Raw genomic sequence first — 13,179 nt, forward strand, 5'->3', positions numbered from 1 at the left:
GACGGTATGCTTTGCTTGACTATAATGGCGCCAATATTCCTAAAACACACTAGGTCAACTTATGGCGTCAGCATTCTACCAGCAGTTAAATACGCAACTCATCGAGCTCAAAGAACAAGGACTGTTTAAAGACGAGCGTATTATCGAATCAGCGCAGGATGCTCACATTCAAGTCAAGCAGGACCAAGTTCTCAATTTTTGCGCCAACAACTATTTGGGTTTGGCTAATCATCCGAGTCTGATTGAAGCTGCAAAATCTGGTTTGGACAGCCACGGTTTTGGAATGGCTTCGGTACGCTTTATCTGCGGGACCCAAGATATTCACAAACAGTTAGAAGACAAGCTCAGTCAGTTTCTAGGGATGGAAGACACGATTTTGTATAGTTCATGCTTTGATGCAAATGCAGGACTATTCGAAACAATTTTAGGTGCTGAAGACGCTATTATTTCCGATGCTCTCAATCATGCATCAATTATTGATGGTGTACGTTTGTGTAAAGCTAAGCGTTTTCGCTATGCGAACAATGATTTAGAGCAGCTCGAAGCCTGCCTAAAAGATGCTGATGAACAGGGTTGTCGTCACAAATTAGTGGTCACCGATGGTGTGTTTTCAATGGATGGCATTATTGCAAACCTACCCGGTATATGTGATTTAGCCGAGAAGTATAACGCACTGGTGATGGTCGATGACTCGCACGCAGTGGGCTTCGTTGGCGAAAACGGTAGGGGCAGCCACGAGTATCACCAGGTGATGGATCGCGTCGACATAATTACCGGAACCTTAGGCAAAGCAATGGGCGGGGCTTCCGGAGGGTATACTTCAGGTAAAAAGGAAGTAGTTGCTTGGCTACGTCAGCGCTCGCGCCCGTATTTGTTTTCTAATTCATTGGCTCCAGCCATTGTTAGCGCATCAATAAAAGTAATTGAGTTACTTGAAACCGGGCAGGAGCGCCGAAATAAGCTTTGGCAAAATGTGGCCTTGTTTCGCAGTTTAATGCAACAAGCTGGCTTCGATTTAGCAGGCGCTGATCATGCGATAGTTCCTGTGATGTTGGGCGATGCAAAACTAGCAGGCAAATTTGCAGAACAAATGCTAGCTAAAGGTATCTACGTAGTCGGATTCTCGTTTCCTGTCGTACCTAAAGATCAAGCCAGAATTAGAACTCAAATATCGGCCGCGCATAGTACTGAGCAAATCGAAACTGCTGTAGCAGCGTTCATCAGTGTCGGTAAAGACTTAGGGGTCATCCAATGAGCATGTTCGCCCTAAGTAAACTACATAACAAACCTGGCATTTGGGATACTACTGTTGAAATCCCAAAACCAGGGCACAATGATTTACTGATTAAAATAACCAAAACGGCTATTTGTGGCACTGATATCCATATCTACAATTGGGATGAATGGTCACAGCAAACTATTCCAACACCTATGGTCATCGGGCATGAGTACGCCGGTGAAGTCATCGGCATGGGCCAAGAAGTTAGAGGCTTTGCTATTGGCGACCGAGTTTCAGGTGAAGGTCATATTACGTGTGGACATTGTCGCAACTGCCGCGGTGGCCGTACTCATTTATGTCGCAATACTATCGGCGTAGGCGTCAATCGTCAGGGTTGTTTTGCGCAATACCTAGTTGTGCCTGCCGTCAACGCTTTTAAACTACCTGACGAAATTAGTGATGAACTCGCTGCTGTGTTTGACCCTTTCGGAAACGCTGTGCACTGCGCTCTATCATTTGATGTGGTTGGCGAAGATGTATTGATTACCGGAGCGGGTCCAATTGGTATGATGGCTGCCGCAATTTGTAAACACATTGGCGCTCGGCACGTTGTTGTTACCGATGTAAACCCTTACCGACTAGAGCTCGCCAAAAAACTTGGCGCAACTCGCGTGGTAAACGTGCTCGAAGAAAGCCTAGAAGATGTCATGCAAAGCCTAAACATGAACGAAGGCTTTGATGTCGGACTGGAAATGTCAGGCGTGCCCAGTGCGTTTAGCCAAATGTTAGACAACATGAACCACGGCGGAAAAATTGCGATGCTAGGAATCCCACCCAAAGACATGGGTGTAGATTGGAACCAAGTCATATTTAAAGGTCTGATCTTAAAAGGTATTTATGGTCGAGAAATGTTCGAAACCTGGTATAAAATGGCATCTTTGATCCAATCCGGATTGGATATTAGCTCTATCATCACACATCGCTTTGATGTAAAAGACTATCAACAGGGATTTGACACCATGCGCTCAGGTGAAAGTGGTAAGGTCGTTTTGAGTTGGTAGTCCTAATAATTAAAAGTACGCCACTATATCAGCCAAACCAATGTTGAAAACAGGAGAATCAATTTGTCTACTCAAGTCGTTTACTTAGCTTTTGGACCTAGGAAAGACCTTTACCGACAAATTTATTTTTCAGTCCGTTCTCTTCAATTTTGGCGAAACTCCAATGTCGGAGTTACCATTATTACAGACAATCCAGCTGCGATACGCGGAATTGAGGAAACTGTTGAGGTTGAACATATTTCAATAGAACGAATTGAAGAGTGGAAAGGAGAATTGAATTTCCTATGGCGGGCTAAAATGAAAGCTATCGAGCATGCTACTTCGATGTATCCAGAGAAGAACGTTCTATACGTTGATTCAGATACTGTTTTCGCGAAAGATATTTCTTGGATGCTCGATGAGTTAGATCGTGGTGAGAAATTTATGCACGTTTTCGAAAGGAACATAGCCTCATCAAAGAATAGTTATTGGAAAACTCTCTATAACGATCTTTCAGGCTTTAATCACGAGAGCTATGTTTTTAACGCCAAGACATCGATGTTTAACGCTGGCGTCATTGGTCTCCCTAAAGGGAGAGCTCAACAATTGGCCAAAGCCGCAGTAGATGTTTGCGATGGATTATGCCGCACTTCGGCAGATCGGACACTCTTAGAGCAATTAGCTTTTTCAATGGTTTTGTCCCAAACAGAATTAAAAACAGCAGAGCAAACCATCATCCATTATTGGGGAAACAAACCGCAGTGGGATGCATTAATTAACGAATTTGGTGCAACAAGTTTGCTGGAAAACCGCACGTTACAAGAAGAACTCTCAGCTATTGAAGACATCGACTTTGAAAAAATACCATCATTCTATAGAGAAAGACGAATGGTCAGAAAATTAAGCAATTGGCTAAATAGAAGCATTTGCAAGCCTAAAGTCCAATATCTAGACTGATGAGATAACCCATGATTTTGGCTTTGGGTCTTCAACTAGGGCTGATTGCGCGTATAAATATCAAATACTGCAGAAATCGAAATTGACTGTAATTGTCGCTTTGAACTCAAGGCTTGTTAGAATCCTTATCTTTAGGATTGTCTCAAATAAGCGAGTTTCTTGTAGTTGTTTAAATTGCGAGGGCCGAGTTCATTTAGAACTTCAGCATTGAGAACTTTTTCATACTTATCTAAATAAGCCTTTGCCATAACATCTGCATTAAATTGATCGCGAGCGTATTCATGACAACGCAAAGCACTAAATTGTAGATCGCTAACTGCTTGCACCAACTCTGATTCCACATTACTCAAGTATCCGACATCGCTATCAATCAACTCTGGCAGTGAGCCATGGGTAGTTGCGAAAACAGGACAACCATAATAAAGGCTTTCAGTGATGGCCAAACCAAAAGGTTCATGCCAAGTAACAGGGAAAATTAGGCCTTTCGAAGATTGCATGACATCAGCCTTTTGGTGATCATTTACCATTCCCCAAAAACGTACGTGGCTATCAAGGCTTAAACGAATACCCATTTTGAAATTGAAACGATATCCCCCCATAACGTCCAGCTTCTTCCCAGCTGCTTTACTAATATCGATTGCACCTTGGACGTTCTTTGCTCGCCAAGCAGCTTTCCCCAAAAAGTGAAACCGCTCTTGTTTTGTCTTCGTTTGAAAACCTTGGTAATTATTCCAGTTTAAGCCATTGTATACATAGCATTGTGCTCCATAAATTTGAGCATGCTTTTTAGATACAAATATTGTGTTTGGGTTGATCTCGCTTTGACAATGCCCATGCTGGGTTATGACATAAGGCTTACTAATATCTTCAAAGTCACTATGAAAATGAACTAGGTCAATATCATCCGGAACTTGCGATTCTAAAGACTGAGTTGGATTCAACTCTTGTACCGAAGCCCAATCACAAATCGTGCCTTTTAATGCCAGAAACGTCACCTGATGCCCCATAGTTTGCAAAGCGAATCCAAGATCCCAAACGACTCGCTCTGTTCCCCCATATTCGACGACCGGTAACTTCGCGCGGATATAAAGTAGTATCTTCATGAATTGGGTTCCCGGTGGTCTAGCTTATCCAAGGTCGCATTTAGTACCTGCTCGACCGAAATGTCAGTAAGACAAGGTGAATACGGCTGGTCCACATACTTGCATAAATCTTGATAACACGGCACACAAGCCCGATCTGACTGCAAAACTGTCACATTGTTATTCTCTTGGATCACTGGTATTCGATCCTGGTAAATACTGCTAGCCCGCTTTGGAATGACTGCGTTTTTAGGCCAAGGAGACCAAACACTAGCCGGAGCCACGCTTATAATTGAAATGATAGGTATATTAAAGCCGGCAGCCAAATGTCCAGGGCCACTATCTGGACCGATAAACCCGATGCTTTGTTCTAATAAAGTGCCCGTTTGCGCGAAATTCAGTTGACCGACTAGAGAGAACACTTGTTCACTTGCTTGAATCCCACTTAGCACTGAAGTAACTATCTGTTTGTCTCGCTCACTATCTGCTCCGGTTAGAACAATGTTATAGCCTCTAGCTACCAAGCCATCAATAAGCTTAATCCAAGATGATTCAGGCCATTGCTTTATTGTATTCGATGATGGCGCATGAACCACGATATAATCTTGTGGAAGCTTAACGATAAGCTCAGATGGTATCCGTTGTTGAGGGCTAACCACCGAAGGATAAGAAGCAATATTCAGCGGTGAGAGCATGCGCAAATTACGCATGATTTTGTGCTCATATTGCTCTTGTTCAAGCACAAAATCTGTATAGACAAGCTTTTTTAGCCATGCACTCTTCTCGCTAGGGTTAATGATCCCTAAACGACGCCTACCAAGTATCCAACTATAAATCGCTGAACGATCAGAGGTTTGCTCATTGACAACGAAATCATATGAGCGAAATTGCTTTAACAAATAGCGCCAATACTGCTTCAATCCCATTTTCTGTGGCAAACAAATAACTTTATTAACTTCAGGGTTTGAGTCGTACACCATTGCACCACGGGCAGTAACTAAAACATCGATATTACCTGATGGGAATGCTTTTTTTAGGCTAGCAACTTGACAGGTCGTCAGCAATGAATCGCCTATACAATGAATGGCCAAAACAAGGATTTTTGGGCTACGCAAACTAATCATTAATCTTAAGCCCTAGCATAGCCCTAAGCTTTTTGCTCTTTTTGTAAAAATGACCTGCAATCACCACACGCAAAGGGCGTTGGAACCGAATAGCTCTGGACGCAATAAGCATTTCTTGAAAAGAGTTATAGCGGGTCGCAAAAAATATTTTTAATACTGAAATCGCATAGTCCTTTCTGCCACTTGTTGAGTAATGCTCAACAAGTGCACGCCCTTCAACCAATTTTTGCTGTCTTACAATCGCTTCGGCAAGTGCAAATTGTTCAATGGTATGTGCTCTACAATCTCGTTCCATAAACGCTAACATCAACTCATCAGCTACATCCAGTGTATCTACATTACTCCCTTGGAGGCCTATCATTAATGCTCCCCAGTTCCGAGAGAATGGATTAAGCTTATAAGTACTTCCATCTCCCATTATTTTCGAAAAACCCCATAGTTTACTATATTCAGATCCAGCGGGTTCTTTTTCAATATAGTTCCCAGGTTGATGCATAACGGAATGTTCAGCGTTAATTAAGTCAAAAATAGCGGAAGGATTTTTAGTAAAGTATGTATCTGTATCTAAAAAAAGGATTTTATCTACAGCACGAAGCTCCAAGTGTTGCGCTATAAAATGAAGCCCTCGGTTCTTAATCCTAAAATGATAGCTACCCTGCAGAGACCATTGCGCAAGCTGATCGTCAGTTAGTTTCAGAACTGAAATATCGAACCCTTCAAATTTCTCTGGATACTCAGCAAGAACTATGACTTCCAGCTCGGTATCGGATTGATATCTAGATATAAACGAAAGAATACTAAACTTAGCACCCAAATAGTACGCATCATCGCTACCATAAAGGATATATACGAGATAGTTCTTCAACTAAAACCTCTCAACATTCATAAAAAGTTCTTTTTGTTTCTTTTTAAAATTACTCAAAACATAAATTCGATACAGGTTTTTAAATAGACTTTTGGTACTAAGGTATACGCCAGACTTTTCTTGACTAATGCCGCTATCAAACAAACCACTTTTGCTGCCTTGCTTCACTAAAGATGGTTCGGCCCAAAAAAGATTGAATCCTATAGAGCATCGCTCATTACCGATAAAACCATCTATCGGTGCGGTAACCTTTTTTGACTCAATATACTCCGTGCAAGCTTTTGCGAAGGTGTAATCATATAAAATGCCACCACAAAGTTTGTTAACTTTACACGGATATATCAACTTGCCTGGTTTTCGAAACGAAAATGGGACTGCGTTAGAAGCTTGCTCAATATTCACGAAGTAATTCTTTTCCGCAGTAAGTTGCTCAGTAATACGTTGCAGTTTTTCGCTAAAGTCTTTTACAAGTAGGGCATCATCCTCGAGCACCAATGCGTATGGTAGGCCGCGATCCACTACCATTTTCATGGCCAAATAGTGCTTGTAAAAACAAGAACGTTGCGCCCAACTCAAGGATTCGGAAAAAAAGCTTTCAGATACCTTAGACTTAACAAAATCGATATCACCATCTAAAACATATTCAAAATTACGAACTCCCATAGCAGGCAAATGCGTATCTATATGTTGGCGTCTCGCTTCAAAGCCTTTACTCACATGAATAATAAAAGTATGCATCAATTATACCTATACCTGCCCAGTTAGCTCAAAATAGCGCTCTAAGGTTTTAATGCAGATGAAGTCTTCTAAGTCGCTATTTAAAAATGCGCTAACATGATCATGTGCGTTTTGAATAATGGTTTGAGCTTCATCTGTATTTTGAATATAGAACTCAACTTTTTCATCCAAATCTGAATAGTCATCCATTATTTCTACATAGTGCTGGCCAGCAACTAAACTGCCTTCCATAAACCACGTTTCAAATTTCATTTTCGGACAAAACACTAGCGAATTAGAGGACATCACCCACTTTAGATTTGAAGCAACGTCATTGCCTTCTAAGCAAAGGATAAACTTATAGCCCAACTGCTCTTTGATGGACATAAAAGGCTTTTTCCATCCCCTTTGACTACCCTCAGGGTTCGTCTGCCCTGCATCAACTAAGGGATTATTAAAATGTGCTTCCAGAAATTGTTCTCGATGAACTTGCGTTACAGCCCCTCTAAAAACTAACTTATTCTGCTTATCTAGAAACGGAAGTGTATCTTTTACAAATTTAAAATGTCGGCGCTTATCAAGTTTAAATAGAACCGAAGTTTCATCTTTTCGATTTATGGGTCGAGCCTTAAACAAGGTCAAAGACTTTTCTTTATGAGTTTCATCTCCAAAGTAATACTTAAATCGCTTACTTTTAGGGAAATAGTGTAAGAACTCCTGCAGATCAAAAAAATAGGATGTGAAGCCCTTACGTCGATAGTTAGCTATTTGGGTTCCCTCTCCATCTATAGCCTGTCTACTAACGCCTTTTACATAGTAATCAACTCTTTGAGTTACATACTCAGATTTTTGTGCAAAGGTTCGCTCCAGCAGCAAATAGCGTCGATTGTATAGCCACTTAGGTTGTAAATTTAGAACTAAATGCTTTGCGTAATAGAGTAGTTTCATTCTGTTTTATTCTGCACAAAGGTTAATAAACAAAAACCAATTAATAAAAAATACATGACAACGCACTGCGCATTGATAAATGGGAAATCAGAAACGTTACAAACAGCTAGAAATGTACATAATGCCAATACAGCGCCAATATCTTTATTTCCATTGTTTTTTATGATAGCTAAGGGAGATATCAATACCATTAAAAATACAATTAAACCAACAACCCCATTTCGAACAAGATAGTCAAGATATCCATTATGTAATGTCATACGAGCATAACGGTGAACGCTTGGAGAAATCAGAGATTCTGAAAGCATCTGATCTAGAGTCCTGTCGATACCATCTTTACCTATCCCTATAATAGGAGCTTGTTTAAAAATTTGATAACCCGTTTTATACATTGACAGCCTTATCCCGATGGATCCTTTGAAATTGCCATCCTGTATTGACTTAACTTCAGAAAGCGTGGCGCCAATTCTATTGTTTATTGAAGGTACTTGTACGATCACAGCAACCACAGTAATAAAGGAAAGAACTATGATCGCTTTATATTTAAGGGCGGATGTATTAGTAATGACGATATATAACACAAAGACAACACTCACAAACGACAATGCGAGTATGGGCCCCCTGGACTGGCTATTTATCAAAGCAATAATAAGAGCGATAATGGCCGTTATACATCTGAATTTCTGTTCAACAGTCAGCTTATATTTGTATACAACAGAAGAAGTCATAATAATACAAAGCCCAATATTCGTTGCAAAAGGAACAGCGTTTACAGGCCACGCTCCTCTGTTTGTAACTTCAATAGTTGTGAAATAGTACGTTAGAGCACAAGAACTAATTGCATAAAATAGAATGAACCAACTATAGTTATTAGTATTGAAAAATGTTCTTGGCGTTAAAATTAACAGCAAAAATACAGCAACTAAACCTCTTAGCTCCCGGGAACTATGCCCGTATGTTAAGTAGGATATGCTTACCAATACGATTAAACATGCGATAAGTTGCAACCATCTATCCGCAAGAAACTCTTTAAATTCATTTTTAGCTCTATTCCCCAATAGTGACCAAATAAGAATAGGAATTAATGCAATAAGAAGCCGCATTTCTCCATCACCATCCCACTGAAATCCAGTTGCAAGCCAAATGAAAGGTATAGCAACGAACAATACTTCGAGAAAGGGTTTGTAATTACTTTTATTTATATTCATTAACATTTCTAAATAGATGGGTCACTCGACGATTCACATGGCACCAAACTAACAACCGATACCTCCGTTTTATTCTACTTTTAAAAATTTCTATTTTTGATGGCAACTTTCCATCAATCGAACTAGCAAAGGTTCCATCCTTGCTGCCTTGATCGACTAAACACGGTTCCGTCCAATATAGGTTATAATTGAGCTTGTTTTTCATATCTCCGTGGAAAGTGTCAATAGGTATAGTGGCACCATTAAGCTCTACATCTTTAGTAATTTTTTCTGCAACCTTTCTGTGGATAATGTATCCCCCAGTTAGTTTCGAATAGTTAACAGGGTATATATAATTGCGAAACTTCCGATAATAAAATGGTACACAAAGTTCAGCTCGCTCTACATTTATTAAGTAATTAGTTTTATGTTCTATTTCCGTTAAAATATTGTTTATATTCCTTGGGAAGTTTCTTGCCAATATAACGTCATCTTCGAGAATCAAAGCGAATTCTATATTTCTACGCTCCATCTCCTTATATGCTAGGTAGTGTTTGTAAAAACAAGATTGCTCCGCTTTTGTTCTTGAAGATCGACTAAATAGCTGCTTCCCGACTGGGCTATCAAGATCTTTGATGTCACCATCCAATATATACTCATAGTTAGAAATACCATTTTTAGGCAGCTCTCTGTCTATGTGTTCTTTCCGCTCATTGTAACCTTCTGATACGTGTATAACGAAAACAGTATAGCTATTCATCACCTATTCATACTCCAAACCCCAACAAACCATCGATGAAAATAACGCCGCTAGCCAAATACGCAGATCTAACACCGACTAGGAGTGATTTTTCTTTCCTACACTTCACAAAATGTTACCTTAATAGTACGAGCCAAAAATTTAATCACAGCCAATGTTGAAAAGATTTTTCCTAGTATTTTTGACCAGCATTATATTTACAGAGGGTCGAGCCTTAGCATTACAGCCACAATCTTACCGCATTTTGGTTGTTGATTCTTACCCTAGCTCGATGCAGTGGAGCCACGACTACACTGAGCAATTTCGCTCAGCTCTTAGCGACCGCGATATTTGGGTGCGTTATTTCCCATATCAACGGATGGACAGCCGAAAAGCACGGCTAAGTCTTTCGCAAAATCAACTGCTCGAAGAAACCTTATTCTACTATCAATTTGATTTAATTGTTACGCTCGGTGCTGAAGCGCTTCATTCAGTCAATAAGCTCACACATCTGGGCAATGTGACGACTCCTGTTATTGCAACTGGTGCCAATCTAAATGCTTATATCGGGCTAGGAGCGCAAAACCTCGCAGGACTTTCTGAAGATCTAAATCTAGCTCCATTGCTTAGCAGCATTAAACAATTACATCCAAATTTAGGCACAGTTCATTTGGTTGTAAATGATAGTTTGCAACTAAAAAATATGTCCACTCGATTTCTCGACATAAGCAGGTCTTTAAACATCGAAACTGATATTTTCATCGATGAACCTGATTCAAACTTATTGCAGTGGCTAGACTCACTTACCGATAACGATGTCATTTTACTTGCGGCTGATAATATCAGCGCACGCTTACAAAGCGTAAAGGATCAAAGCTATAGTATTTGGCAGCAACAACTGGACTACCCGGTTTACTCCTTGTGGGAATACCCTTTAGGAAATGGGGCTCTGGCAAGCTATCGTCAACCTGCTGGGCCTTTCGCTTTCGAGACGGCAAAGCTGGTACGTCGATTAATCGACGGGGAATCTATCAGTCAATTTGGCATAAAGAACAGCCGAACTCAGCAATTAGTCTTCGATGAGAATCAGCTCAGTCGTTTTGGGTTAAACAAGGCAGATCTCCCGCAAAACAGCATTTTACTTAACAGCGGAAATCGACAACAGATTCCGGTATTGTTCTTCATACTTATCAGTTTAGCGCTTGCCTCAGCTGCTGTATTGCTCATCCTACGGGTTTCACCAAAACGTATTGAACTGCGAGGCATCAAGCAACAACAGGCCCTAAACTCAAAGTTGGCCGCAAGTTCAAAGATTCAGCGTCTCGTTGTTGATCAAGAGCTATTGATCGATAGTATCGAGAACAATCTTGGCACCGGCCTCCCACTGTCTCCCCGTACTCGTACAAATACCTATTTGTCCTTCGCCAGCGACAATAGTCAACGTTGTGTCGAACTCATTTCCAAAGCCTTACTTCGCTGTGAACCCAATGTGAATCAGCAGTTACTGTTGTATTTTAATAACCAGAGTAATAGCGAACAAAGCTCGGTCGTAGTGACAATTTCAAAACTAGAACCCGCTGAAGAGGGACGTTACCTGATTGAGGCGATCAGCGTTGGTCGATTAGCTCAGGAGTATCAGCAACTGCTGCGCTCAGAAAAGCGTTATCGAAGTTTGTTTGAACGCAGTCCTTGGCCACTACTTGCGGTCAATCGTCTTGGGGTTGTTCGCAGTTCCAACCAAGCGGCTGCAGATTTTTTTACATACAAGAGCCCTGAACAACTTAACTTATCCCAACTCAATGGTTTCTATCGTAATACTGAAGACCGAATAGAATTAAAACGGCTTCTACAGAACACGCAAACCGACTCAACGTTTATTACCCGAGAAGTACAATATCAAATTGCTAAGCAAAGCCACTTGGTCAAAGAATCTATTAATTTCGTGGCTGAACAAAACCTATTTCATGTGGTTATTGAAGATATTACTGATATCCGAGCTCAGCAATCTGAAATCGAATTTTATGCCTACTTTGATGAGCTAACCCAACTGTACAACCGTGGCTACTTCGAGCGTTATTTTAAACATTTGGAGACCAATGCAGACGCCCATACCGAATTCGCTTTAGTGCTAGTAGATCTTGACCAGTTTAAAACTATTAATGATAGCTTTGGACACCACGCAGGTAATACCGTACTAACACTTGTCGCAAAACTCCTTAAGAAGTTGACCCCTAAGAACTGTCAGCTCGCTCGTATCGGCGGTGATGAGTTTGCAATTCTATGGCCTGAGTCTTCAGAAGAACAACTGCTAAGTTTTGTCGAACAAATTATTCAAAGCATTAGCCATGAACAAATAGTGTTTGATGCAAATATAGTTGAGATCAGTTGCAGTATTGGCATCAGTAGGTGCTTGAAGGAATTAGGCTCATTTCAGCTCGCAATGGCGCAAGCCCAAAGTGCTTCAGCATTAGCTAAAAAGCATGGAGGCCGACGTTATCAGTTTTTCGAACAATCCAACCAAAGCTTTTTGAAACAACAAGGGCAAAGCCAGTGGGTTGCAAGAATCCAAGCAGCGCTGCGTGAAAACCGATTTGTATTATATGCTCAGCAAATTGTTCCCTTAGACCCAAATCGCCAACACGCTTTGCACTATGAAGTTCTAGTACGGTTGATCGATGAGAGCGGCCAAGTTATTGCGCCGGGAGCGTTTATGGAGGCCGCAGAAAATTATCGCCTGATGGAATCTCTCGATCGCATGATTGTTAACAAAACTCTTTTATGGCTCGAAGAAAATCCGGCTCACCTGGCTAGGCTCTCCAATTGCTCTATTAACCTAAGTGGTCAATCGCTGAGTAACCCCGAGTTTGTCGATTGGCTATTAGAAGTCCTTGAACAAAGTAAGCTTCCTTTAAGCAAGTTGTGTTTTGAGACAACTGAAACCGTCGCCATATCTAATTTAGACCTCGCTACGCAATTATTTGATCGCTTGCGTAACCTTGGCTGTAAAGTTGCGCTCGATGATTTTGGCTCGGGGCTGTCTTCGTTTGCCTACTTCAAGAAACTCCCAATTGATTATCTAAAAATTGATGGCATCTTTATCCGAGACTTAGCCCATGACACACAAGATGAGGCAATCGTGCGCAGTATCAATCAGTTAGCACAAGTTACCGGTAAAGAGACAGTGGCTGAGTTTGTTGAAAACGAAGCAATCGCGATAAAACTACGAGAAATAGGCGTAACCTTTGCGCAAGGCTATCATTTCTCTAAACCAGCACCGCTTGAAATGCTGGTTATACAATAA

At 40.9% G+C, this 13,179-nt stretch carries 11 protein-coding genes; 4 read left to right on the top strand and 7 right to left on the bottom strand.

Annotated features, from left to right (window positions below):
- The first annotated feature begins 61 nt into the window (after window positions 1-61).
- The 3 genes from DBZ36_RS00460 to DBZ36_RS00470 all read left to right on the top strand — a co-directional run bounded on the left by DBZ36_RS00460 (window position 62) and on the right by DBZ36_RS00470 (window position 3,216).
- Window positions 62-1,255 (top strand): glycine C-acetyltransferase, encoded by a 1,194-nt coding sequence (locus DBZ36_RS00460; RefSeq protein ID WP_120352955.1) that lies wholly within the window; start codon window positions 62-64, stop codon window positions 1,253-1,255.
- A 2-nt stretch (window positions 1,256-1,257) separates the two neighbouring features.
- On the top strand, window positions 1,258-2,280 hold the full coding sequence (tdh, locus tag DBZ36_RS00465) for an L-threonine 3-dehydrogenase (protein ID WP_199711746.1): 1,023 nt from the start codon (window positions 1,258-1,260) through the stop codon (window positions 2,278-2,280).
- Between the two features lie 63 nt (window positions 2,281-2,343).
- Window positions 2,344-3,216 (top strand): glycosyltransferase family protein, encoded by an 873-nt coding sequence (locus DBZ36_RS00470; protein WP_120352957.1) that lies wholly within the window; start codon window positions 2,344-2,346, stop codon window positions 3,214-3,216.
- A 131-nt stretch (window positions 3,217-3,347) separates the two neighbouring features.
- On the opposite strand, the gene DBZ36_RS00475 is transcribed toward DBZ36_RS00470, so the two are convergent.
- The 7 genes from DBZ36_RS00475 to DBZ36_RS00505 are packed head-to-tail and all read right to left on the bottom strand — an operon-like array spanning window position 3,348 to window position 9,899.
- Window positions 3,348-4,319: a glycosyltransferase gene (locus tag DBZ36_RS00475; protein WP_120352958.1), complete on the bottom strand. Its 972-nt coding sequence runs from the start codon at window positions 4,317-4,319 to the stop codon at window positions 3,348-3,350.
- A complete protein-coding gene (locus tag DBZ36_RS00480; protein ID WP_120352959.1) occupies window positions 4,316-5,422 on the bottom strand; it encodes a glycosyltransferase family 9 protein in 1,107 nt (368 codons plus the stop codon). Before DBZ36_RS00480 ends, DBZ36_RS00475 begins: the two co-directional genes overlap by 4 nt.
- Window positions 5,415-6,287, bottom strand: coding sequence for a glycosyltransferase family protein (locus DBZ36_RS00485; protein ID WP_120352960.1), 873 nt, complete (start codon window positions 6,285-6,287; stop codon window positions 5,415-5,417). The genes DBZ36_RS00480 and DBZ36_RS00485 overlap by 8 nt, the downstream gene beginning before the upstream one ends.
- Window positions 6,288-7,025, bottom strand: coding sequence for a glycosyltransferase family 25 protein (locus DBZ36_RS00490; protein ID WP_199711740.1), 738 nt, complete (start codon window positions 7,023-7,025; stop codon window positions 6,288-6,290).
- Window positions 7,026-7,034: 9 nt separating this feature from the next.
- Window positions 7,035-7,952: a glycosyl transferase family 90 gene (locus DBZ36_RS00495; protein WP_120352962.1), complete on the bottom strand. Its 918-nt coding sequence runs from the start codon at window positions 7,950-7,952 to the stop codon at window positions 7,035-7,037.
- On the bottom strand, window positions 7,949-9,160 hold the full coding sequence (locus tag DBZ36_RS00500) for an O-antigen ligase family protein (protein ID WP_158589000.1): 1,212 nt from the start codon (window positions 9,158-9,160) through the stop codon (window positions 7,949-7,951). Before DBZ36_RS00500 ends, DBZ36_RS00495 begins: the two co-directional genes overlap by 4 nt.
- Entirely contained in the window at window positions 9,147-9,899 is a 753-nt protein-coding gene (locus tag DBZ36_RS00505) for a glycosyltransferase family 25 protein (protein WP_120352964.1), read from the bottom strand. Before DBZ36_RS00505 ends, DBZ36_RS00500 begins: the two co-directional genes overlap by 14 nt.
- Window positions 9,900-10,080: 181 nt before the next feature.
- Between DBZ36_RS00505 and DBZ36_RS00510 the strand changes: the two genes are divergently transcribed.
- On the top strand, window positions 10,081-13,179 hold the full coding sequence (locus tag DBZ36_RS00510; protein WP_158589001.1) for an EAL domain-containing protein: 3,099 nt from the start codon (window positions 10,081-10,083) through the stop codon (window positions 13,177-13,179).

The organism is Alginatibacterium sediminis (assembly GCF_003610775.1).
GTDB lineage: Bacteria > Pseudomonadota > Gammaproteobacteria > Enterobacterales > Celerinatantimonadaceae > Alginatibacterium > Alginatibacterium sediminis.